15 protein-coding genes and 1 pseudogene are annotated in these 22,926 nt (G+C 65.0%); 6 read left to right on the forward strand and 10 right to left on the reverse strand.

Features of this window, described 5'->3' with window-relative positions; all coding sequences use genetic code 11:
• Positions 1-262 precede the first annotated feature (262 nt).
• Positions 263-6,520: an amino acid adenylation domain-containing protein gene (locus AC07SI_RS13745; protein WP_495005879.1), complete on the reverse strand. Its 6,258-nt coding sequence runs from the start codon at positions 6,518-6,520 to the stop codon at positions 263-265.
• Positions 6,521-6,999: 479 nt separating this feature from the next.
• On the opposite strand from AC07SI_RS13745, the gene AC07SI_RS13750 reads away from it, so the two are divergent.
• On the forward strand, positions 7,000-7,794 hold the full coding sequence (locus AC07SI_RS13750; RefSeq protein WP_282396955.1) for a helix-turn-helix transcriptional regulator: 795 nt from the start codon (positions 7,000-7,002) through the stop codon (positions 7,792-7,794).
• A complete protein-coding gene (locus tag AC07SI_RS13755; protein WP_495005880.1) occupies positions 7,794-9,368 on the forward strand; it encodes an efflux transporter outer membrane subunit in 1,575 nt (524 codons plus the stop codon). The genes AC07SI_RS13750 and AC07SI_RS13755 overlap by 1 nt, the downstream gene beginning before the upstream one ends.
• Positions 9,369-9,547: 179 nt before the next feature.
• Here AC07SI_RS13755 and AC07SI_RS13760 read toward each other — a convergent pair whose 3' ends face one another.
• Positions 9,548-10,888, reverse strand: coding sequence for a PQQ-dependent sugar dehydrogenase (locus AC07SI_RS13760; protein WP_495005881.1), 1,341 nt, complete (start codon positions 10,886-10,888; stop codon positions 9,548-9,550).
• 224 nt (positions 10,889-11,112) lie between these two features.
• Between AC07SI_RS13760 and AC07SI_RS13765 the strand changes: the two are divergent.
• Positions 11,113-11,538, forward strand: a pseudogene (locus tag AC07SI_RS13765) (Sbal_3080 family lipoprotein); the annotation flags it as partial.
• 25 nt (positions 11,539-11,563) lie between these two features.
• Here AC07SI_RS13765 and AC07SI_RS13770 read toward each other — a convergent pair.
• From AC07SI_RS13770 to AC07SI_RS13790, 5 genes are all read right to left on the reverse strand, one after another.
• Positions 11,564-12,496 (reverse strand): flavin-nucleotide-binding protein, encoded by a 933-nt coding sequence (locus AC07SI_RS13770; protein WP_495005882.1) that lies wholly within the window; start codon positions 12,494-12,496, stop codon positions 11,564-11,566.
• A gap of 79 nt (positions 12,497-12,575) precedes the next feature.
• Positions 12,576-13,460 (reverse strand): LysR family transcriptional regulator, encoded by an 885-nt coding sequence (locus tag AC07SI_RS13775; RefSeq protein ID WP_495005950.1) that lies wholly within the window; start codon positions 13,458-13,460, stop codon positions 12,576-12,578.
• Positions 13,460-14,380 carry a LysR family transcriptional regulator gene (locus AC07SI_RS13780; RefSeq protein ID WP_495005883.1) on the reverse strand — a complete coding sequence of 307 codons (921 nt, stop codon included), beginning with the start codon at positions 14,378-14,380 and terminating at the stop codon, positions 13,460-13,462. The genes AC07SI_RS13775 and AC07SI_RS13780 overlap by 1 nt, the downstream gene beginning before the upstream one ends.
• A gap of 18 nt (positions 14,381-14,398) precedes the next feature.
• On the reverse strand, positions 14,399-15,031 hold the full coding sequence (locus tag AC07SI_RS13785; RefSeq protein WP_065904162.1) for a glutathione S-transferase family protein: 633 nt from the start codon (positions 15,029-15,031) through the stop codon (positions 14,399-14,401).
• Between the two features lie 103 nt (positions 15,032-15,134).
• On the reverse strand, positions 15,135-16,007 hold the full coding sequence (locus AC07SI_RS13790) for a LysR family transcriptional regulator (protein WP_495005884.1): 873 nt from the start codon (positions 16,005-16,007) through the stop codon (positions 15,135-15,137).
• A gap of 132 nt (positions 16,008-16,139) precedes the next feature.
• Between AC07SI_RS13790 and AC07SI_RS13795 the strand changes: the two genes are divergently transcribed.
• On the forward strand, positions 16,140-16,913 hold the full coding sequence (locus tag AC07SI_RS13795) for a glucose 1-dehydrogenase (RefSeq protein WP_106803280.1): 774 nt from the start codon (positions 16,140-16,142) through the stop codon (positions 16,911-16,913).
• Positions 16,914-17,682: 769 nt separating this feature from the next.
• Here AC07SI_RS13795 and AC07SI_RS13800 read toward each other — a convergent pair.
• Both AC07SI_RS13800 and AC07SI_RS13805 read right to left on the reverse strand, forming a co-directional pair.
• Positions 17,683-18,474, reverse strand: a complete 792-nt coding sequence (locus AC07SI_RS13800; protein ID WP_106803279.1) for an ABC transporter permease — start codon at positions 18,472-18,474, stop codon at positions 17,683-17,685.
• Entirely contained in the window at positions 18,471-19,148 is a 678-nt protein-coding gene (locus AC07SI_RS13805; RefSeq protein ID WP_495005885.1) for an ABC transporter ATP-binding protein, read from the reverse strand. Before AC07SI_RS13805 ends, AC07SI_RS13800 begins: the two co-directional genes overlap by 4 nt.
• A gap of 131 nt (positions 19,149-19,279) precedes the next feature.
• On the opposite strand from AC07SI_RS13805, the gene AC07SI_RS13810 reads away from it, so the two are divergent.
• Both AC07SI_RS13810 and AC07SI_RS13815 read left to right on the forward strand, forming a co-directional pair.
• Positions 19,280-20,356, forward strand: a complete 1,077-nt coding sequence (locus tag AC07SI_RS13810; RefSeq protein WP_106803277.1) for an aldo/keto reductase — start codon at positions 19,280-19,282, stop codon at positions 20,354-20,356.
• Between the two features lie 197 nt (positions 20,357-20,553).
• A complete protein-coding gene (locus AC07SI_RS13815) occupies positions 20,554-21,750 on the forward strand; it encodes a DUF1835 domain-containing protein (protein WP_495005886.1) in 1,197 nt (398 codons plus the stop codon).
• Here AC07SI_RS13815 and AC07SI_RS13820 read toward each other — a convergent pair.
• Positions 21,736-22,851: a catalase family protein gene (locus AC07SI_RS13820; protein WP_495005951.1), complete on the reverse strand. Its 1,116-nt coding sequence runs from the start codon at positions 22,849-22,851 to the stop codon at positions 21,736-21,738. The two genes, AC07SI_RS13815 and AC07SI_RS13820, sit on opposite strands and share 15 nt — an antisense overlap.
• Between the last annotated feature and the right edge of the window lie 75 nt (positions 22,852-22,926).

Here is a 22,926-nt window from a genome sequence, read left to right on the forward strand (position 1 = left end):
GACGCTCACGTTATTGGTGACGGCGACGAAATAGTTCCCGGGAATGTGAGACAACTGTCGTTCTTTAAGCGAATTTCTTTCAGCGCGCCGTAGGCAGTTATCCTCGTACGTATAGGACCTGTAGGCAGGGCGCGTGTATTGGCGCGTTCGACCGTGGCCAACCTGCCGGAGGTGGCGGGTTGGCGATGGCGGCGGGTCATCGACTTTACTCGCTGCTGATAGACCGCCATCGCCGGCTAGCCGGCGCCCACAGGTCGTTGGGTCAGAGTCGGCGGCGGCGGTTGAGGTGGGGGATGGCGGTGGGCGGCGCTTCCACGCGTTGCACCGGGATCACGGTGGCGGCGGCCAGCTGCGCCAGGGTCGGGTGGCTGAACAGCGTCCGCGCATCGACTGCCAACCCGGCCTTGCGCAGGCGCGCCACCAGGTTCACCGCCAGCAATGAATGACCGCCCAGCTCGAAGAAATGATCGTGGCGCCCTACCCGCTCCAGCTTCAACACCTCGGCCCAGATGCCCGACATTAAGGCTTCCACCTCGCCCAGTGGAGCCTCGTAAGCGCGACTGACCACCGCCTCCATCCCTGGCTCCGGCAGCGCCTTGCGGTCGAGTTTGCCGGCCGGGTTGAGTGGCAAGGTATCGAGTTGCACAAACGCAGCCGGCACCATGACCTCCGGCAATTGCTCCAGCATATGCGCGCGCAATGCCTCCAGGCTCGGCGGCTCGGCGCGCACGGTGAAGTACGCCACCAAGCGTTCATCCCGGATCAACACCGCCACTTCGCGCAACGCCGGATGAGCCAGCAGGTGCGACTCGATCTCCCCCAGCTCCAGGCGCACGCCGCGCAGCTTGACCTGGAAGTCATTGCGCCCGAGGAATTCAAGGTTGCCATCGGGCAAATAGCGCACCAGGTCGCCGGTGCGATACAAGCGGTCACCGGCCACGAACGGGCTGTCGATAAAACGCTCGGCGGTCATTTGCTCCAGGCCCAGGTAGCCGCGCGCAACACCGACGCCGCCAATATGCAACTGGCCGCTGACGCCCAGCGGCACCGGCGCATCGTGCTCGTCCAGCACATACAGGCGGGTGTTGCTGATCGCGCGGCCGATCGGCAGTTGCCGCGCGGGCACGGGTGCGCCGGGGGCCAGGGTCCACGCGCTGCTGTCCACCGTGGCTTCGGTGGGGCCGTAGACGTTATGCAAACGCACCTGGGGCAAACGCGCCTGCACACCACGCGCCAGGGCTTCAGTGAGTTCGCCGCCGCCACACAGCACGTCGGTGAGGCTGGTGCACAGGGCGGATTCTTGCAGTTCAAGGAACTGCTGCAGCATCGCCGGCACGAACTTGATCACGGTGATCCGCTGCTCGCGAATCACCTGCGCCAGATACGCCGGCTCGCGATGCCCATCGGGCCGCGCCAGCACCAGGCGCATGCCGTTGGCCAGCGGCCAGAACAGCTCCCACACCGAGCCATCGAAGCTGAAGGGCGCGCGCTGCAGCACCGCGCCGCCCTCGGCATTCGGGCACAGCTGCGAGCCCCAGTGCAGCAGGTTGCCCAGGCCACGGTGTTCGATCATCACCCCCTTGGGCGTACCGGTGGAGCCCGAGGTGTACATCACATACGCGAGGTTGGCGACACTCAGGCCCGGTACCCGTGGATTGCCGTCCGGCGCCTGGCTCCAGGCACAGCGGTCGAAGTCGATCACCGGGATTGTCACGTCACCCATCACCTCGCGTGTGGCGGCATGCACCAGCAACGCCACTGGCTGGCTGTCGTGCAGCATGTAGGCCAGGCGCTCGCGCGGGTAGCCCGGATCCAGCGGCACGTAGGCGCCGCCGGCCTTGAGGATCGCCAGCAAGCCGACCACCAGGTCCAGCCCGCGCTCGACGCACAGCGCCACCCGCGAATCCGGCTGCACGCCGCGCTCGCGCAGAGCGTAGGCAAGCTGGTTGGCGCGTTCGTTGAGCTGTCGATAAGTCAGGTGCTGCTCGCCGGCCTGCACCGCAATGGCATGCGGGATTTGCCGCGCGTGGGCTTCAAACAATGCTTGCACGGTAAAGGTGTCGGGGTAGTCGCTGGCGGTGGCATTGAAGCCCACCAGCAATGTCTGCAACTCGTGGGCGGGCACCACTTGCACCTCGCGCAACGGCGTTTGCGGGGCTTGCTCCAACGCCGCCGCCAAGCCGTTCAATGCGCTGTCGAGGTAGCCCAGCAAGCGCTCGGCGCCGACCTGGCGCGGCGCCTTGGCCTTGAGTTGGAAGCCACTGGCGGTATCGTCCACGGTGAGCATCAACGGGTAGCTGAGGATGTCTTCGCTGCTGAGCAAGGCGATGCCGGGGACCAGTTTCGGCTGTGGGTCGGCGCCGGTGTGGCGGTAGTTGAGCAAGCTGTTGAACAACGGTGTCGTACCGCTGCAACGCTGGGCCAGGGCGAGCGAGGCATGTTCGTGGGCCAGCAAGGCACTGAGTTGCCGATGGGTGTCGTGCACGGCCTCGATGACTGTCTGCCCGGCCAGGCGCAGGCGCAGCGGCAGGGTATTGATGAACATGCCCAGGGCGCGGTCGGCGCCCTCGCCCGCTTGCAGGCGGCCGAGCAAGACGGTGCCGAACACCACATCCTCGCGGCCGGCCACGCGGCTGAGCACCTGGGCCCAGGCCAGGTGGAACAGACTGGCGGCGCTGACCCCAAGCGCACGCGCCTGGGCCCTGAGGCGCTGGTTGAGGGCATCGCCGACCGGCTGTTCGAAGGCGTCGATGTGCGTACGATCCGCCTGGCGCGCCTGCACACCGAAGGCCAGGGTCGGTTCATCCACAGCGGCCAGGCGCTCGCGAAAGAACGCCTCGTGGGCGGCCTGGCGCGCTGGCAAGCGGGCCTGCGCCACCACGTTGCGATACGGTACCGATGGCGGCAGTTGGGCCTGTTCACCGAGCAAGTGAGCGCGGATTTCATCCACCAGCACGGCGGTCGAGGTGGCGTCGTTGATCAGGTGATGAAACCGCAGGCGCGCGATCCAGCGCCGGTGCTGGGACTCTTCGGCGTAGTCCAGGGCCATCAGCGGGGCCTGGCGCAAGTCGAGCGGTTCAGCCGGTTCGCGCAGCGGTTCGACGCGCAATTGCGCATGGCGCCACACCACCTGCATCGGCTGCTCCAGGGCGTCCCACGCGAGGCTGGTGCGCAGGATATCGTGGCGGTTGATCACCTGTTGCAGCGCCTGCGCGAAGGCGTCCAACTGCTCGCGGCGCGCGAAGCTGAACAACGCGTGTTGCTGATAGGGATCGCGCTCGTCGGTGAGGTGGTGGTAGAGCAAGCCTTCCTGCAACGGCGCCAACGGGTAGATCTCCTGCACATTGGCGGCGCCACCGGGGACGCCGGCGACAATGCGCTCGATGCTCGGCGGATCCAGCTCGGCCAGGACCAGTAACTGCGGGGTGATGCGCAGGCAATCCGCCGGCACCCGATTGGCCGGTACCGGCTCATCGCGACCTTCACTCACGGCCGCCAGCGCGGCCAGGGTCGGCTGGCCGAACAGCACCTGTACATCGGCCTGCAGCCCCACCTGGCGCATGCGTTGCACCAGTTGCACCGCCAGCAACGAGTGCCCGCCAAGTTCAAAAAAGTGGTCATGCCGACCCACCTGCTGCACCTGCAACAGCTCGGCCCAGAGCTGCGCCAGGGTGGTTTCCACGCCTGCACGCGGGGCCTCGAACAGGCGCGTCACAAAGGCTGCCTGGGTCGGTGTCGGCAGCGCCTTGCGATCCAGCTTGCCGTTGCTGGTCAGGGGCAACGCGTCCAGCTGCACATAGGCCACGGGCAACATGTAGTCCGGCAGCGAGGCGTGCAGATGGGTGCGCAGGGCTTCGGGCGCAATCGCATGCTGCGGGATAAACCACGCCAGCAGTTGCCCTTCACGGTACTGCACCACCGCGTCCTTGACCGCCGGATGGGTGACCAGGGCCGCTTCGATTTCCCCCAGTTCGATGCGCACGCCGCGGATTTTCACCTGGTCGTCATTGCGCCCCAGGTACTCAAGGTTGCCGTCGGGCAGCCAGCGCGCGAGGTCACCGGTGCGGTACATCCGGCCAGCGGTGAAAGGATCATCGAGAAAGCGCTCGGCGTTCAGTTCGGGCCGATTCAGGTAACCACGCGCCACGCCCCGGCCGCCGACGTACAACTCCCCCACTGCGCCAATCGGCACCGGGCGCTGCCGGGCGTCCAGCAGGTAGACGCGGGCATTCGCGACAGGCCCACCGATATGCACGGGCTGGCCCGCCTCCACCCGGCCGGACGTCGCGACCACCGTGGCTTCCGTAGGGCCGTAGTTGTTGATGACCTCGAAGGTCTGCGCCTGGTTGAAGCTGCGCAGGCGGTCGCCGCCGACCAGCAAGGTGCGCAGGGTCGGATGGCCCTGCTGCTGGCTGAAGGCGTATTCGGCCACCGGCGTCGGCAGAAACCCCACCTGCAACGGCTGGGCGCGCCACCAGTGCAGCAGCGCGTCGATGTCCTCTGCGCCATCGTGGGCCGGTGGCAGGTGCAGCGTCGCGCCGACGCACAAGGCCGGCCAGACTTCCCAGGCCATCGCATCAAACCCGAAACCGGCGACGCTGGCGGTGTGGCTGCCGGCGTGCAGGTCGAAGGCCCGGCAGTGCCAGTCGACCAGATTGGCCACGGTGCGGTGCTCGACCATCACGCCCTTGGGCAACCCGGTGGAACCGGAGGTGTAGATCACATAGGCGAGGTTCGCCGCGCTGACCGCTACGCGCGGATTGCCGGCCCGGTGAGAGGTCGGGCGATCCAGCAGGACTACCGGCACGTCCAGCGCCGGCAGGCGCGCCAGCAGCGCGTGCTGGGTCAGCACCACCACCGGCGCGCTGTCGTGCAGCAGGTAATGCAGGCGTTCCGCCGGATGCGCGGGGTCCACCGGCACGTAGCAGGCGCCGGACTTGAGGATCGCCAGGAGTGCCACCAGCGTGTCCGGGCTGCGCCGCGCCAGGATCGCCACGCGATCATCCGGCTGCACCCCATGTTCGAGCAACTGATGGGCCAGGGCGTTGGCCTGTTGATCGAGCTGGGCGTAGGTCAGTTGCCGGCCCTGCTGCACCACAGCGACGGCGTCCGGTGCGCGTGCGGCCTGCGCTTCGATACGGGTGTGCAGGGTGTACGGTTCGGCACTGGGCTGCGCGGTGGCATTGAAGCGTTGCAACTGGGCGTGCTCGGCAGGCGTGACCAGGGAAAACTCGCCGATCGGCTGCGCGGTGTCCGCCAGGCCTTGTTCCAGCAGCCAGCTAAAGCGTCGTGCCAGCGCCTGCACTTCGTCGTGCTGGAAATACGCCTGGTGGTACACGCAATGCAGGCTCGCGGTGGCCTGGCAGCGGTTGCTGCGCAAGTGGATGGCGAGGGGCAGCGCTTCATGGTGGTTGGAGACTTTGACGGCACGCGCCTGGACTTGGCCGAAGCGCAGATCGTGGTCGTCCTGTTCGAACGATACCGACAGATCAAACAGCTGGCCGCGATCGCTGCGGCGCAGGCCGAGTTCGCGGTTCATCTCGCTCAGGGGAAAACGCTGGTGGCGAAAATCCTGCTGGAGTTGATCCCGCACACCGCGCACCAGCGCGCCGAACGTCAGCTGTTCGCTGAAGCTGAAACGCACCGCGCTGACCTGGGTGAACAAGCCGACCGTGGCGCGAAAAGCCGCGTTGGAACGGTTGAGAATCGGCAGCCCCACCACCCACTCATCGCGCTGGTAGGCGCGGGTGAAATACACATACAGCGTCGCCAGCAGCACATGGAACGCCGAGGCCTGGTAACGGCTGGCCACCGCCTCCATGCGGTCCAGCAACGCCACCGGGAACGGCTCGACCAGTGTGTGACTGGCTATCGGCGTGGCGTGGCGTGGCACCAGCAATGGCTCGGGCAAGATCGGGTAGCGATCGAGCCAATAGGCGCGGTCGCGGGGGTAGCGCGCGGACGCCTGGTAGCGCTGGTCGGCCTCGATAAAGTCGCCATAGGACGGTGCCAGCCTCTCAGGCTCCCGGCCTTGCTCCAGCGCGCTGTACAGCTGCGCCAGCGATTGCAGCATCTGGCCGAACCCCCAGCCGTCGAGGATCAGGTGGTGGGCCTGGGTACCGAGGCGATAGTGATGGTCATCGAGCTTGACCAGGAAAAAATGCCACAGCGGCCCGCCGTCCAAGGCATAGGGCCGGGCCATGTGCGCCTGCATCAAGGCCTGGGCCGCCGCCTGCGGATCGGCATGAGCGCACAGGTCGTGCAAGGGCACGTGCACCGTCAAGCTGGCGGCGAAGGTCTGGCGTGGCAAGCCGTCGGCGTCGCTGTGCAGTTGGGTGCGCAAGGCATCGTGCAGCGCTACCAACTGCTCGATGGCGCGCTGCATCAGCGCGGGCTCCACCGCACCCGCGAAGTCGACATAGCCGCCGATGTTGTACAGCGGCGAATCGCCCGCCCGCAGTTGGTCGAGCCAGATGTCCTGCTGGGCGGCGGTGAGGGGGAAGCTGGGAGAATGCTTCATAAGATCCTTCTCATGGGTATCAGGCGCTGGCCACTCGGGGACGGCGAAATGGCCGGATTTGAGCATGGGGTCCGCAGGCCCTCTGACACCCGAAACCCGGACAGCCGGAAGGCGCGAAACGGGCTTGGCTGATGGCTCACTGCTGAAACGATTAAAGGGCTGTAGGAAATTGGCTATATCCGGCCGATGTCATTTTTTCAGGAATGATTTTTAAGAATTATTTTTATCTTATTTATCAGCTAGTTAATTCACTCTAAAAACCATTTTCAATTTATCTCGGCCGGAATGGACCGTCAGAAACGTCGAATTAATGACGATGTTTTTATGGCACGTTGTGTCCCTCGTTTCTGCTACATACGTAGGACGAATCCCCAGGCTAACTACACGCTCGAGTGCCGACTCTGCTTCATGAAGAACGGATCGCCCCGTAGAGGCCCAGGGAGTTTGTGACGGTTTTCGACATCAAGGATGAGATGGCTATGAGTTTGACGAGCAGTTTTGCCAACACGCAAAGCACGCATTTTTATGCCGAAATGGGCGAGTTGATTGCCAACTGTGGGCACGCGGATTTTGCTGCCCACATGCTGCACCTGGTGGACAAGTGGGTACCGATCCACCTGGTGGACCTCAGTGAATGGACCCTGGACGAGTTGCGCGACCGCGTACTCGATATCAAATTGCTCGGCAGTGCCGGCCAGAACCAGGACCTGCCGCCGCCCCTGACCCTGCACTCGATCAACGACCACCCACTGCTGCGCGACATGCTCGGCATGCAGGACCCGTTGCTGATCCAGCTCAAGGCCAAGGCCGACAGCGCGCACCCACGGGGCACCTCGCACCAGTGCAACCTGGTGTCACGCCAGGGCAATCGGCGCTGCGTGATTTCGTTCTACCGCCCGCCGACCCAGCGCGGGTTTTCCCTGGCGCAGCTGTCGTTTCTCAAGTGCCTGTCGGACACGTTGCTGCCGTTGATCGAGTGCCACGCCCAGAGCCTGCGCCAGGCGCCGTCTCCCGTGCTGGAGCCGGCCCACACCCTGCTGGAGCAGTCGCAGTTGCAGCACGCGTTCTACAAACGCCTGTCCCTGGGCGACATCACCTTGTCGGCGCGCGAGCAGGAGGTGTGCCTCGGCCTGTTGACGGGCGGCACCGTGCCGCAGATGGCGGAAAAACTCAGCGTGAAAAACAGCTCCATCGAAACCTACCTCAAGCGCGCCGCCGCCAAGCTTGGTGTGAGCGGCCGACACGGCCTGGCCAAATGGATGGTCGGTGCCTGATGAACCGACCCGCGCTCATCCCCTTCGCCCTGGCCTGGATGCTGGGCGGTTGCTCGCTGATCCCCGAGTACCAGCGGCCCGAGTCTCCCGTGCCGGCGCAGTACCCCCAGGGTGGGGTCTACCGCGCCATGCCCACCTCGGACTGGCACGGCATGTTCCACGACCCGGCGCTGCAGCAACTGATCGGCGCGGCGCTGCTCAATAACCGCGACCTGCGAGTGGCCGCGCTGAACGTCGAAGCCTTCCAGGCGCAGTACCGCATCCAGCGTGCCGACCTGTTCCCCGCCGTGTCCGCCACCGGTGCCGGCAAGCGCCAGAAACTGCCGGGGGATGTGACCGGTACGGGCAAGTCCGCGATCACTTCGAACTACTCCGCCACCCTGGGCCTCAGCGCCTACGAGCTGGATCTGTTCGGCCGTGTGCGCAGCCTCAGCGAACAGGCGATGCTGACTTACCTGGGCACCGAAGAGGCGCGGCGCAGCACGCAGCTGAGCCTGGTGGCCAATGTCGCGAATGCCTACCTGACCTGGCGCGCCGACCAGGAACTGTTGGCCCTGGCCCAGCAAACCCTGGCCGCCGACGAGCACAGTTGGCAGTTGACCCGGCGCAGCAAAATCGCCGGCAAGGCCTCGGCGCTGGACGTGGTGCAGGCGCGTACCAGCGTCGACAGCACCCGCGCCAGCGTGGCCCGCTACGCGCGCCAGGTCGCCCAGGACCTGAATAACCTGACGCTGCTGGTGGGCAGCCCGGTGGATGAACACCTGCCGTCACGCCCACTCGCCGACGAACTGGTGGCGCGCCTGCCCGCCGGCTTGCCGTCCGACCTGCTGCAACGCCGTCCGGATATCCTCCAGGCCGAATACCAGCTGCAGGCGGCCAACGCCAATATCGGCGCAGCCCGCGCGGCGTTCTTTCCGTCGGTCACCCTCACGGCGAACGCCGGCAGCACCAGCACTGAACTGTCGGGGCTGTTCAAGGGCGGTTCGGGCACCTGGACGTTCCAGCCGCAGGTCAACCTGCCGATCTTCAACGCCGGCAGCCTGCGCGCCAGCCTCGACTACGCCAAGCTGCAAAAAGACATCAGCGTGGCGCAGTACGAAAAATCCATCCAGAGCGCCTTCCAGGAAGTCGCCGATGGCCTCGCCGCCCGCCAGACGTTCATCGACCAGCTCGCGGCCCAACGCGACTTCGTCGCGGCCAACCAGGCTTATTACGACCTGGCCCAACACCGTTACCGCAGTGGCGTGGACAGCAACCTGACGTTCCTCGATGCCCAGCGTTCGCTGTTCAGTTCGCAGCAGGCGCTGATCATCGATCGGCTCGCGCAGTTGGTGGCCGAAGTGAACCTGTACACGGCACTGGGCGGCGCTTGGGACGTCAGCGCAACCCCGACTGCCGCAGCCGATACGCCCCCGGCGTCTGCTGCGCATAGCGAAGGAAAAACCGGCGCTTGGCCTCATGCATCACCCGCTCCAGCGGCCAATGCTCCAGGTAGTGAGCCTCGATCAATTTTCGCGGGCTTTTTTGTGGCGAGCGGGCTTGCCCCGCGTTGGGCTGCGCAGCAGCCCCAGTAAGATCGACGCGGTGTTTCCTGGGGAACCGCGGCGTCTGATTTGGGGCCGCTTCGCAGCCCAACGCGGGGCAAGCCCGCTCGCCACAAGAAAGGCCCCTCTTTGCCTCAGGAAGCCCACTTGCCCCGGGAAGCCTACTTGCCATCAAACATGGGGATTTCAGAGCACCAGTTACCCCAGCCTCAAGGCTTGTCCCGCACCACCCGCCACACCGTATTCCCCACATCATCCGCCACCAACAATGCGCCTTGCGCGTCCAGGGTCACGCCCACCGGACGGCCCTGGGCTTCGCCCTCGGCATTGAGGAAGCCGGTGAGGAAGTCCACCGGTGTGCCCGTTGGCTGGCCGTCCTTGAAGGCGATAAACACCACTTTGTAGCCCGCCTGCGGGTTGCGGTTCCACGAGCCGTGCTCGCCGACGAACACGCCATCGGCAAACGCCGCCGGCATGCTGCGGGCGTCGGAAAAGGTCAGGCCCAGCGGCGCGACGTGGGTGCCGAGGGCGTAGTCGGGGGCGATGGCCTGGGCGACTTTGTCCGGGCGTGGCGGCTGCACGCGGATGTCGACGTGGGCACCGTAGTAGCTCCACGGCCAGCCGTAGAAAGCGCCGTCCTGCACCGAGGTGAGGTAGTCGGGCACGAGGTCGCTGCCGATTTCGTCGCGCTCGTTGACCACCGTCCACAGCTGCGTGGAGCCGGGTTTCCACGCCAGGCCGTTGGGGTTGCGCAGGCCGCTGGCAAACAGGCGTTTCGCGCCGCTGGCGATGTCCAGTTCCCAGATGGCCGCGCGGCCTGCTTCGGCGTCGAGGCCGTTTTCGCCGACGTTGCTGTTGGACCCCACGGTCACGTACAGCCGCGTGCCTTCCGGGTTGGCCAGCAGGTTTTTGGTCCAGTGGTGGTTGATGCCGGCCGGCAGGTCAGTGACGTGGACCGGGGTCGCGTCGATGTGCGTCTGGCCCGGCGTATAAGGCACCTTGACCACCGCGTCGGCATTGGCGATGTACAACTCATCGCCCACCAGTGCCATGCCGAAGGGCGACGCGAGGCCGGTGAGGAACTCGCTGCGCACCTCGGCATGCCCATCGTGATCGGCATCGCGCAGCAGGGTGATGCGGTTGGCGCTCGGCGTATCCGCGCCGACGCGGCCCATGACGATGCCCATCGCGGTGCGGCGGGCCCAGGCGATCAAGCCGGTGCCTCCATCGGTCGCGCCTTCTGGCATCGGTGGGTGATTGCTTTCAGCGACCAGCACATCACCGTTGGGCAAGGTGTAGACCCAACGCGGGTGGTCGAGATGGTCGGCCAGGGCGGTGACGGTGAAGCCTTCGGGGGCACGCGGCTGCACCTGCTCGGGCCAGCCCACGGCCTTGGACACCTTGAGCGTGGGCATCAACGAAGTGCTGGGCTCCGGCAGTTGGGGCGTGGGGCCGACACCGGCCTGGAAGGGCAGCTTGGACGATTCGCCACAGGCAGTCAGAACCGCCGCAGCAGTGATCAGGAGCGCCAGTCGGCTCGGGTTGTTCATGCTTGAAACCTCGGGAAAAATCCCGACGCAGTATTGCCTGATGACCCGGGGGTAAACACCGGCGATGGCGCAATTGAGTTTTAACCGCAGGGCACGAATACCTTGAGCCCACGAAGGCCATCGCGCTTGCTGGCGATAGCGACCCTGATGCATTCGCCGGCAAGCCGGGCTCCTGCAAGGGATCAGCTATCATTAAGCCACCACTCAAGACATGGACAGTCCCTATGCGCCCGCTATCTGCTTCCGCTGTTGTGCTGACCGCCCTTTTCCTCTCGGGGTGCAGCATTACGCAGACCGTTACCCCGGTGGCCTTGTCACCCGCCCAGTCCGCTGAAATCTGCATGATTCCCGCCGCAGGCCTGCGCAGCGGGTTCAACAGCACCTACACCGCGCAGCTGCGCAGCAAGGGTTTCCAGACCCGCGAGTTGCCGCCGGGCAGTCCGCCCGCGAGCTGTGCACTGTCGACCACCTACATCGGCACCTGGAGCTGGGACTTTGCGCTGTACATGACCTTTGCCGACATCCAGGTGTTTGAAAACGGTCACCGCGTCGGCCAGGCGCTGTATGACGCGACCTGGGGTGGCGGGCGCCCGGACAAGTTCATCAGCGCACAGAACAAGATCATCGAGATGACCAACCAGTTGTTCCCTGCAGCCTCCTATGCCAATCCCCAGGCTACCCATTTCCCATAGCCAGGCTGTGCGGCGAGAACTCCACGAAGCGCCACCTCAACGCGAGGGCTGCCGGACGCCGCACCAGATGCTCCACGGTGACGGTCCACAAGCGTTGCGCGCCTTCGAAGCGGGCCACTTGCGGTCCGTCGAGGATCAGCGAGGTGCGCCCGGCGATCTGCAGGACGTCCCCCGATTCGAAATCGATGAACAACAACCCCGCCACCGGGTTCACGTGCAGGTTGCCCAGGGTGTTGAAGAACAGGTTGCCGGCGAAGTCGGGGATGGTCAGCCGATTACCTTCCACGTGCACAAAGCCGCGGTAGCCGCCGCGATGGGACACGTCCACCGAGCGTTCGTCGGCGACGTCGACGTAGCTGGCGACGAAGAACGTATCGGCGTTGCGGATCATTGCGTGGGCCGCGGCATCCAGGCCGTCGAGGCGCTCGACCCGCGTGTCGGGTCTACGTGCGACGCCAACCACCGGCCGTAGCTGGATGTATTTGGGGCAGTTGCCGTAGGTGTGCACCACCTCGATCGAAAAACCCTCGTGCCCCAGGCTGCCGATCCGGCCATTCAGGCGGTTGCGTCGGCGTGTGTTCAGGTCGATGCCAAGCACGCCCACGCTGGCGCCGCGATGCAACGCAGCACGGGCGGGGTCGCTCACGGACGGCACGCTGTCGATCTGCAAGGTCTGCGGGTCGGGTGAATGCGCGAACCCTGGCGCGGCTTCGATCATCGTCGCCCAGGGAAGCCCTTGTTCATCCACCACGCCGAGCACCAGGTACGGCAACAGGGGATAGAAGTCCCGATGCTGCTCCGGCAAGTGATCGCGGATCACCTTGGGCCCGACCACGGCCATGCGCTCGGCGGCGCCGGCGTTCTGCTGCAGATACCGTTCGCCGGCATGCCAGGGGGAATGTTCGATGGGGTTCATGCTGCTCACCTCCGAGTGGATACGCCAATGGTGCGCGCTGGCACCCCACACGAGAATGCCCACGCCGGGCAATCGACTGTTACACCAACTGAAATGCCGGATGATCCCGCAGCGCCGCCACGCAATGGTCGACAAAACTGCGCACGCGCATCGGCGCATGGCGGCCGTCGCGGTACACCACGTGCACCGGCAACGGCGGCGGCTCATAGTCCGGCAGCACACGACACAGCTCGCCGCTGAGGAGGTGCTCATGCACGGGATAGCTCAGGCAGCGAATCAGCCCCGCCCCCTGCACGGCCGCATTGATCGCGCCTTGCACCGTGGTGCACCTCAAGCGCGCACGCGCCTTGAGCGGGCCACCTTTGAAAGCCCAATCGACCGGGTCGGTGCTGGCGATCAGTCGATGCTGCTTGAGCGCGTCCGGGTGCCGCGGCTCGCCATGGGCAGCGAGATAGCCAGGGCTGGCACACAGGATCGGCCGCACGTGCCCGACCGGTCGCGCAACCAGGGATGAACTGGGCAGCTCGCCCACCAAAATCGCCACGTCCAGCCCCTCTTCGTGCAGGTTGGGGTAGTAGTCGTGGTAGTGCGCCACCAGGTGCACGTCGGGGTAGCGATCCATATAACCGGCCAACACGGGCGCCATCACATAACGGCTGAAGAGCAGCGGCAGGAACACGCGCAAATTACCCTGGGCCTGATCGTGCATGCCCTTGGCCGAAGCCTGTGCAGCATCCACGGCGGCAAGCAGGCGCACGCAGTCGGCCAGGTAGGCCTGGCCAGCCTCGGTCAGGCTGACGCCGCGTGTACTGCGCACCAGCAACGCCACGCGCAGGCGGGCTTCCAGGCGGGCAACCGCGCGCATCAGGGTCGGGCCGGACACCGCGACACTGCGCGCCGCCGAGGCCAGGCTCGGGTGCCCGGCCAGCGCGGCGAACAGCTGCATATCGCGGTATCGCTCCATCATCCGCGCCGCTTCATCGCCGGATTCAGGGCTGCGTCCTGGCCCAGGCGGTGGGTGAGGAAATCCACGAAAGTGTTGATCTTGGCCGGCACTCGCGGGCTTTTCTGGAACACCACCTGGATCGGCAGCGCCGCGGGCTCGAAAGCCTCGAGGACAATCTCCAGCTCACCGGCCGCCACCGCCCCGGCGACTTGATAGGACAGCACCCGCGTCATGCCCCAGCCCTGCCTCGCCAGGTTGATCGCCGCATTGTTCGCCGTCACCACCAGGCGCGGCTCAATCGGCACGGTCAGTGGCTGGCCATCCTCGACAAACCGCCATTCGCTGACAAGTTGACTGGAGGACGAGGTCGTAATCTTCGCATCGCGCAACTGCGAGGGGTGCCCGGGCCGGCCGTACTGCTCCAGGTAAGCCGGCGCCGCACACACCACGCGGCGCACCTCACCGACCTTGATCGCCTGCTGCCCCGGCTCCTGCAGATGGCCGATGCGCACGGCCACGTCGACACCTTCATCGAGCATGTTGACCACGCGATCGACCAGCAGCGCATTGATACTCACCTGCGCAAAACGGTCGAGATATTCCCCCAGCGCCGGTGCGACATACAGCTCGCCAAACAACACCGGCGCGGTCACCGTCAGGTGGCCGCAGGGAATCGTATAACTGCCCGCCGCCGCTTCCTCGGCCTCGTCGAGTTCAGCCAGGATGCGCCGACAGTCTTCCAGATAACGCTGGCCGGCTTCCGTCAGGTGCAGGCTGCGGGTGGTGCGCGCAAGCAACTGCGTGCCGATCCGCGCTTCCATGGCGGCAATGGCGCGGGTCACGCTGGGTGGCGAGGTGTTGAGGCGGCGCGCGGCGGCGGCAAAGCCCTCCTCCTCGGCCACCGCCAGGAACACCTGCATTTCATGGAATCGGTCCATCCACAGGCCTCGTGAAAATCAGTGTGATTGCAGCCCCACCGCCGTGCGCGGCATGCCGACAAACCCCGGTAACGCTTCAATGCTGGCGAGCCAGGCGCGTACATGAGGGTAGTCGTCCAGCGACACATTGCCTTCCGGCGCGTGGGCCACGTAGGTGTAGAAGGCTACGTCGGCAATGCTCGGCTGTTCGCTGGCCAGGAAGCGGCTGTGGCGCAATTGCTGCTCCACCAACTGCAGCAACGCGTGGGAACGGCTGATCGCGGTGTCGGTATCGACCTGGGCACCAAACACCAGGGCCAGGCGTGCCGCAGCGGGGCCGGCGTGCAGCTGCCCGGCGGCGGCCGACAGCCAGCGCTGGACGCGCGCCTGGCCTACGGGATCGCTCGGCAGCCATTGGCCTTTGCCGTAGGTGCTCGCGAGGTACACCAGGATCGCGTTGGAGTCCGCCAGAACCGTGCCGTTGTCGTCAATCGCCGGCACCTGGCCGAAGCTATTGAGGGTGGCGACGAATTCAGGCGCTTTGTGCGCGCCCTGCTTGAGGTCGACCAGAATAAATTCACTGGGCAAGCCCAGCAGGGACAGCATCAGCTCGACCCGATGAGTGTGGCCGGACAATGGAAAACCGTAGAGTTTGATCGCAGGCTGGGACATGGAAGGCTCCGAAAGAGGGGTTCGACACACCGCATGTTCCATCGCTGCCCGGGTCGATGGAATCACCAGGTTTTACAATCCAGCATTTCACCCGGTGAAACAATCACTCGCCGAACAATTCGACGATCAGATCAAACAGCGTGCACTTGACCGCGCTGTCCAACGCGGTCCAGGCCAGCCCCGTGCTGGTCTCGAACCCACCCAGTTGCAGAGGCCGAGACACGCAATTGGCCGGCAGGGCCCGCGTCGCCTGCAACGGCAGCACGCCAACGCCCAACCCGGCGCAGACCAGCGCGAGCATGGTGGTGAACTCGCCCAGCTCCGAGGCGATCTGCAGGGGGATCCCCAGCGCCTGGATAAACTCATCGTAGAAGCCCGGGGCATAGCGCCGCGCGAGGATATACACCGGCACATCGAGCAGGTCGGCGGGCTGGATGGACGCCTGCGCCGCCAGCGGGTGATCCACGGGCAACGCCACGCAGAAACTCTCGTGCAACACCGCGCGGGTCTGGATCCCCGGGTGCGCGGCCGGCAGGCGCATCAGGCCGAAATCCAGCAGGCCGTTCTTCAGTGCGATGGCCTGGTCGGGGCCGGGCATGTCCTTGAGTTCCAGCTCGAGGCGCGGGTAACGCTGGTGCACCGCGCGGATCAGCTCGGGCAACCACTGCGGGAGTACCGAGGACACAAACCCCAGGCGCACCCGGCCGATCTCGCCACGGCTGGAGGCGCGCGCCGCATCCGCCGCCCGCGTCGCCTGGTGCAAGGTGGCCTGGGCTTCCGGCAGGAACACGCGACCGGCTTCGGTCAGCGCCACCGAGTGGCGATTGCGGTCGAGCAGGCGCACGCCGAGGCCGCTTTCGAGCAACTTGATCTGCATGCTCAGCGCCGGTTGCACAATCGACAGCTGCGCTGCCGCCCGACCGAAATGCAACTCCTGGGCGAGCACCACAAAGGCCCGCAAGTGTTTGAGTTCCATACCCTACCCTGGTGATCACCGATATTGATCAGAAGATCATAAATGAACATTGGACCTACCCCCTGGATTGCAGCGAAGTTAAGCCCATTAAGCCCTGTTTGGTTATCACCCGCGCGTTCGGAGAACGGTTCCATGCACAGTGTTTTAGACAACTTCCGCCTGGATGGACGGCTCGCGCTGGTCACCGGTTCCAGCGCCGGTATCGGCCTGGCCATCGCGCGCGGGCTGGCCCAGGCCGGCGCACGGGTGGTGCTCAACGGACGCAATCGCGGCAACTTGTGCGATGCAGCCGCGATGCTCACGCTGGAGGGCCTGGAGGTGCACACCCAGGCATTCGATGTCACCGACAGCGCGGCGATCCAGGCCGCGGTGGCGGATATCGAAGAGCGCCTCGGCCCGCTGGAAATCCTCGTCAACAACGCCGGCATGCAGCGTCGAGGGCCGCTCGAAGACTACAGCGAGCAGCACTGGCGCGAATTGATCAGCACCAACCTCGACAGCGCGTTTCTGGTCGGCCAGGCCGTGGCGCGAGCAATGATCGCGCGCAAGCGTGGGCGCATCATCAATATCTGCTCGGTGCAAAGTGAACTGGGCCGCCCGGGCATCGCGCCGTATGCGGCGAGCAAGGGCGCGTTGAAGATGCTCACCAAGGGCATGGCCATCGACTGGGGCCCGCATGGGTTGACCGTGAATGGCATCGGCCCCGGGTACTTCAAGACCGAACTTAACGCCAACCTGGTGACCCACCCCGAATTCAGCGACTGGCTGGTGCAGCGCACCCCGAGCCGCCGCTGGGGCGACGTGGCCGAACTGGCCGGCGCCGCCGTGTTCCTCGCCAGCGACGCCGCGAGCTTCGTCAACGGGCATATTCTTTATGTGGATGGGGGAATTACTGCGTCGTTGTGAGGGTTGGAGCTGGGAATGGGATTGTGGTTGAAAGTGAAACTGAGGCTGGAAGTGAGACTGTGGCAGGGAATGAGATTGTGGCTGAAAGTGAAACTGTGGTGAGCGGGCTTGCTTATTGTGGCGAGCGGGCTTGCCCCGCGTTGGAGCGCGAAGCGGTCCCAATAAGACCGCCGCATTCCGTCAGACACAATGCGGAGGATGGTTTTAGGGCGGCTTCGCCACCCAACGCGGGGCAAGCCCGCTCACCACAATAAGCGCGTCCCCCAATTAGATCGCCGCATTCCATCAGACAGAATGCGGTGGATGGTTTTAGGGCGGCTTCGCCACCCAACGCGGGGCAAGCCCGCTCACCACAATAAGCGCGTCCCCCAATAAGACCGCCGCATTCCGTCAGACAGAATGCGGTGGATGGTTTTAGGGCGGCTTCGCCGCCCAACGCGGGGCAAGCCCGCTCACCACAATAAGCGCGTCCCCCAATAAGACCGCCGCATTTCGTCAGACACAATGCGCTGGCTGGTTTTAGGGCGGCTCCGCCACCCAACGCGGGGCAAGCCCGTTCACCACAATAAGCGCGTCCCCCAATAAGACCGCCGCACTCCGTCAGACACAATGCGGTGGATGGTTTTAGGGCGGCTTCGCCACCCAACGCGGGGCAAGCCCGCTCACCACAATAGGTCCGCTCACCACAACAGGCCCGCTCGCCACAATAAGCGCGCCTGCCAGAACAAGCGTGCTCACCAACAAGCGTGCCACGACAACCAGCCCGCACTCAGCGCTCTTGCAACCGATCACGCAAAAACCGGTGGCTGGTGGAGAACAGCCGTCGGTAGGTGAGCAGCACCGCACCCACCGTGCCCAGCGCCGACGATGCGGCGATCAGGAACATGATCACGATCTGATACCGCACCGCATCCACCGGGCTTTCCCCCGCCAGCACCTGGCCGGTCATCATGCCAGGCAGGCTGACGATGCCGACCACGGTCATCTGGTTCAGCGTCGGGATCATGCCGGCGCGCACTGCCTGGCGGATCGCTTCCTGCGCGGCTTCCCAACGCGAGCCGCCGAGGGCGAGGATCATCTCGATGGTGTTGCGGCCCGAGGTCAGTTCCTGGGTCATGCGTTCGATGCCCAGGGACACGCCGGTCAGGGTGTTGCCGAGGATCATTCCCAGGATCGGAATCGCGTACTGCGGCTCGTACCAGGGATGGATGCGAATCACCGCGAACAGCCCCACCGCCGTCACCAGCCAGGAACTGCCCCACACCGACAGGATGCTGTCGACGCGCTGCCCGCGATACGTGCGGCGTCCACGGCCGGCGGCCGAGAGGCCGGCAATCAAGGTCATCGCGCACATCAACGGCAGCACCACGTACCAGTAGGCAAACTCGAACACCCATCCCAGCAGGTAACCGATCGCCAACAGTTGCACCACGGTGCGTACCGCCGCCCACAGCAACTGTCGGCCCAGGCCCAGGCGCAACAACACTGACAGCGCGCCATTGATCAGGATGAGCGAGGCGGCGATGCCCATGTCCAGGGCCGTGAGGTTCTGATAATTCATGGCTGGGCCGCTCCATCCAGCACGCCTGCGCTCATCTGCAAGTGGATGTCACTCATGCGCCGGGCCTGGTCGAGATCGTGGGACAACCAGACATAGGCGCGCGCGTTGTCCGCGGCGAACCAGGCGTCGATAAGCGCTTCGACGTCCCGCGAAGATGCCGGGTCGAGGGCGGCGGTGGGTTCGTCCAGCAACAGCACTTCGGGGTCGAGTTGCAGGGTGCGGATCAGCGACACCACCTGGGATTCACCGCCGGACAAGTCCAGCGCGTGCTTGGCCAGGAAGTCCGGCGCCTTGCCCGCATGCTCCAGCAGCGTGATGACTGACGCGCGGTCAAAGTGGCGCTTGCGCAGGGTCTTGAGGCTGAACGGGAAACGCAGGTTGTCTTCCACCGTGCCTTCGAGCAGCGCCGGGCGTTGCGACAGGTAGCTTATGTGGCTGCGGTAGTGGGGAATCTGCGCATTGGCGATCGGCTGGCCGTTCCACAGGATCTGCCCCGAGGTCGGCGTATCCAGCAACGCCAGGGCGCGCAGGAACACACTTTTGCCGGAGCCGGACGAACCGGTGATCGACACGCGGTCGCCGGCGTGCAAGGTGAAGTCCGTGGGTTGCAGCAAGGCCACCTGGCGGCGTTCATCCACGCGCGTGAGGGCGCGGGTTTGTATCAATGCGCTCATGGACGCGGGGTTCCTCGTAAATCCTGCCAGACGCAATGGTGCGGCACACGCAGGAAGATTTCATGAAAAAATTCAAACTATCGCCAGCCACGTCGTTCACACCTTCACGTGCAACGTAAACAGGAGGCGACATGCAGTACCGACAACTGGGCCATTCCGGCCTGCTGGTATCCGAAATCATCCTGGGCACCGTGCCGTTTGGCGGTCGTGCCGAGTTCGAAAAATGCGGCTCGGTGGACGTGCCCCAGGCCAAGCGCATGTTCGACATCGCGTTCGACGCCGGGGTGAATATGGTCGATACCGCCGACCTCTACTCCCACGGCCTGGCCGAAGAAGTGGTCGGCAAGGCGTTGGGCGACAAGCGCAACGACATCCTGCTCGCGACCAAAGGCCGCAGCCCGGTGGACAAGAACCCGAACAACTCCGGCTCGTCGCGCTATCACCTGATCCGCGCATGCGAAGCCAGCCTGAAGCGGCTGGGCACCGACCATATCGACCTCTATCAACTGCACAACTGGGACGGTATGACGCCCATCGAGGAAACCCTCGAAGCCCTGCGGCTGCTGGTGGGATCGGGCAAGATTCGCTACTTCGGCACCAGCAACTTCACCGCCTGGCAAATGATGAAAACCCTGGGCAAAGCCGAATTGCACGGCATGCTCAAGCCCATCACCCAGCAGATCTATTACACCCCGGAATCGCGAGAGGCCGAGTATGAGTTGCTGCCACTGGCGCTGGACCAGTCCATCGGCACCCTGGTGTGGGGCCCGATGGGCGAAGGTTTGCTGACCGGCTCGACCCGGCGCGGACACCAGCCACCGGCCAATACCCGCCAAGGCAGCGGCTGGCCGGAACCCTACGTGCATGACCAGGAGCGCGCGCTGGATATCATCGAAACCCTTGCTGCCGTCGGCGACGAGCATGGCGTCTCGGTGGCCCGCACATGCCTGGCCTGGCTCAAGGATCGCCCAGGGATCACCTCGTTGATCGTCGGCGCACGTACCGAAGAACACCTGCGCGACAACCTTGCGGCGACCGAACTGAAGCTCACTGAGGAGCAATCCTCGCGCATCGAGGCCGTGACCCGTCGCCAGCCGCTGTACCCATACTGGCACCGGTTTACTGCGGGCATTGACCGTTTTGACCCGGCAGAACAGCCGTTCCTGGCCGAGCATCAAAAGACCATGGACGCACGCAAGGATAAGTAAACCGGCCTGAATGTGGGCGCGGGCATGCTCGCGCCCCCCCCTTGAGGGTTGCAGTGAACGGCAATGCTGCCTATATTTCCCGCTTGGCGCTCTCTACGCCACCTTCCGCGGAAAGGGCTGCGCCCAAGACACTGCAACCTCCTTTTTTCTACGACTCCCCAGCCTTAAAGCGGAAAAGGTCTGTGCAAGGAGATCGTATGTCCCAACACTTCAACACCGATGGCCGCCTCAACCTTGAGCAGCAGCGCAAGCGCGCCAAGGAACTGTTGCCGCGCCTGAAAACCCAAGACCCGAACGCGACTTTGTCCCAGGCCCAATGGACGATCGCCAAACAGCTGGGCTTCAGCAGTTGGCCCAGGCTCAAGGCGCATATCGATGCCATCGACTTCGCCACGCAGCACCCCGACTTCACCGCCAGCGATGAAGCGCGCACCACCCATTGGCGCTGTGGCAATGACATCGCCCATAGCTTGCAACTGGCCGGGTTCAAGGGCCAGTTCCGGATGCTCACCGACCCGTTGTGCATGGGCCCGGTACGTGATGTGCCGGATGAAGCATTCCGCGCGCTGCGCAGCGCCTTCATCAGCCAGGCCTTTGCCTTGGACCACGCCGAGACAGCGCGCCGCGTGGACGATGAGTACCAACAGCTGAATGCCTTGGCCGGCGCCGATCACAGCGTGCTGTGGTGCGAGGCGGACGCCTATGACCAGCTGTTCCTGGTCCGCACACTGGCAAACCTGGAACACGCGCCGCGCAAGCTGGAGCTGATCGAGGTGGGCCGCATTCCGGGCGTCGAGCGCTTCATCGGCATCGGCCAGTTGGCGCCTGACGTCCTGGCGTGGCTATGGCCGCAGCGCCGACTGATCGACGATGACGCGGTGCAATTGGCCAGACAGGTGTGGTCGGCGTACTGCGACAACTCGCCCGTCACCCTCGCCGAACTGGCGCACGGCAATCACCCTGCCCTGCCCTTTCTCGCGCCGGCGCTACTGCGTCAGTTGCAGGAGTTGCCCAGCCAGCACAACGGTCTGTCACTCACCGAACAGTTATCGCTGAGCTACATCGCCGAGGCTGGACCGGTGCCTTTCGGCCGGGTGTTCGCCGAGTTGATGGCCAAGCGTGAGCCGCTGCCGTTCCTGGGCGACATGATGTTCCACGCGCTGCTGCGCCCGTTGATCGACGCCGAGCAGCCGTTGCTGATCGAGACCGGCACCGACCAGCCATGGCCTCGCCGCCCGTTGACGCTCACCGCGTTGGGCCACGCGGTACTCAAGGGCGATGCCTATTGGCTGGACCATGCCAGCGACGTGCGCTGGGTTGGCGGCGTGTGTCTCTCACCCCGCCAGCCGCATTGGACGCTGGATGATCAACGACGGCCGTTATGGCGTAGCTGACGGCCGTGGCTCATGGATCGGGCAGCCGTTGTGCTCGGCCCGGAACCCGGACGACATCTCATAAGCGGGCTTACGCACCCGCATCACCCCGCCCAGGGGCCGATGGGCCGCCAGCCCGTGCCACGGGCTGAAGGCCATGCCATCGTCGATCTGCTGCACATTTTCCGGGCTCCAGGCCGCTTGCGGTGCAAGGTCGATGCGCGCCACGGTCACATACGGGCTGAGGTCTTCAGGCCACTGCACCGAGGCGTCCTCGATGGGCATTTTTTCCAGGTCGGTGGCCAGTTGGACGCGCACCTCCCAGCTACCGCCGCTTTGGGCAAAGTAGGCCTCGACCGCTGCACGCAGGCCATCGGGATTACCGCCGAAATCCACGTGCAGGTTGGTCAGCGCCGTCAGGTTAGACGACACCGGCACCACCGCGACCTTGGCGTAGTAAGGCCCGTAGAGCATCGGCACGACGCTGGAAAAACTCTCGCCAAGGATATGCGTCTGCGGGTGGCCGCCCAGGCTCTTCAAGGTACCGCTTTCGCCACCGAGCGACTCCAGCGTGGCCTCCACGCCGCGCAGCACTGCCGACAAGGCTTTCTTCATGCCGGGGGCCTTGTCGGTAGTCTTGGCCAATAACTTCAGGGTCTTGAGGAAATCCTTCGGCGTCGCGGCGGTGAAGGCCTTGGCGTTTTGCATGACGAAATCCTGCGTCACCTCGCCATCGCTGCCCGGCAGGCGCGCACCCTCGACGCCGACGATCTTGACCGCCAGCCCGCGCGGAGTGGACACCTTGTCATCGAGGATGTCGCCAGGGTTGGTCGAAAAGCGCATGAACACCGGCAGTGTCACCGGCTTGGCGAAGGCGCCCTGGGCCAGTTCGGCCGGCAGGTTATCCAGCACCGTGATGTGCCCGCGCAACAAACCGTGGGCCTTGGCGTGGACACTGCGGGTGGCGTGCCCACTGTCGCGAAACGTGGTCTGCATAATGCCGTGAAGGGCTTCGGCCAGCTCCGCGCTGGTCTGCGCTTCATCTTCCGGGATCTGTTCGAAGGACGCTTCAAAGGGCAACGGCGCACGCACTGGATTGACTACAGGTAGGTCGTTCATCAGGTATCTCTCCGCTCGGCATAGGGATCACGGCAGGCTTTTTTTAATAGTCAGGCACGCCGGAAAAAAATCCAGGCG

Source organism: Pseudomonas sp. GW821-FHT05D12, from assembly GCF_059419825.1.

What these genes read in the sequence shown, in the direction of transcription:
- AC07SI_RS13745 (WP_495005879.1), bottom strand. Translation starts at nt 6,520, where the DNA reads ATGAAGCATTCTCCCAGCTTCCCCCTCACCGCCGCCCAGCAGGACATC.
- AC07SI_RS13750 (WP_282396955.1), top strand. Translation starts at nt 7,000, where the DNA reads ATGAGTTTGACGAGCAGTTTTGCCAACACGCAAAGCACGCATTTTTAT.
- AC07SI_RS13755 (WP_495005880.1), top strand. Translation starts at nt 7,794, where the DNA reads ATGAACCGACCCGCGCTCATCCCCTTCGCCCTGGCCTGGATGCTGGGC.
- AC07SI_RS13760 (WP_495005881.1), bottom strand. Translation starts at nt 10,888, where the DNA reads ATGAACAACCCGAGCCGACTGGCGCTCCTGATCACTGCTGCGGCGGTT.
- AC07SI_RS13770 (WP_495005882.1), bottom strand. Translation starts at nt 12,496, where the DNA reads ATGAACCCCATCGAACATTCCCCCTGGCATGCCGGCGAACGGTATCTG.
- AC07SI_RS13775 (WP_495005950.1), bottom strand. Translation starts at nt 13,460, where the DNA reads ATGGAGCGATACCGCGATATGCAGCTGTTCGCCGCGCTGGCCGGGCAC.
- AC07SI_RS13780 (WP_495005883.1), bottom strand. Translation starts at nt 14,380, where the DNA reads ATGGACCGATTCCATGAAATGCAGGTGTTCCTGGCGGTGGCCGAGGAG.
- AC07SI_RS13785 (WP_065904162.1), bottom strand. Translation starts at nt 15,031, where the DNA reads ATGTCCCAGCCTGCGATCAAACTCTACGGTTTTCCATTGTCCGGCCAC.
- AC07SI_RS13790 (WP_495005884.1), bottom strand. Translation starts at nt 16,007, where the DNA reads ATGGAACTCAAACACTTGCGGGCCTTTGTGGTGCTCGCCCAGGAGTTG.
- AC07SI_RS13795 (WP_106803280.1), top strand. Translation starts at nt 16,140, where the DNA reads ATGCACAGTGTTTTAGACAACTTCCGCCTGGATGGACGGCTCGCGCTG.
- AC07SI_RS13800 (WP_106803279.1), bottom strand. Translation starts at nt 18,474, where the DNA reads ATGAATTATCAGAACCTCACGGCCCTGGACATGGGCATCGCCGCCTCG.
- AC07SI_RS13805 (WP_495005885.1), bottom strand. Translation starts at nt 19,148, where the DNA reads ATGAGCGCATTGATACAAACCCGCGCCCTCACGCGCGTGGATGAACGC.
- AC07SI_RS13810 (WP_106803277.1), top strand. Translation starts at nt 19,280, where the DNA reads ATGCAGTACCGACAACTGGGCCATTCCGGCCTGCTGGTATCCGAAATC.
- AC07SI_RS13815 (WP_495005886.1), top strand. Translation starts at nt 20,554, where the DNA reads ATGTCCCAACACTTCAACACCGATGGCCGCCTCAACCTTGAGCAGCAG.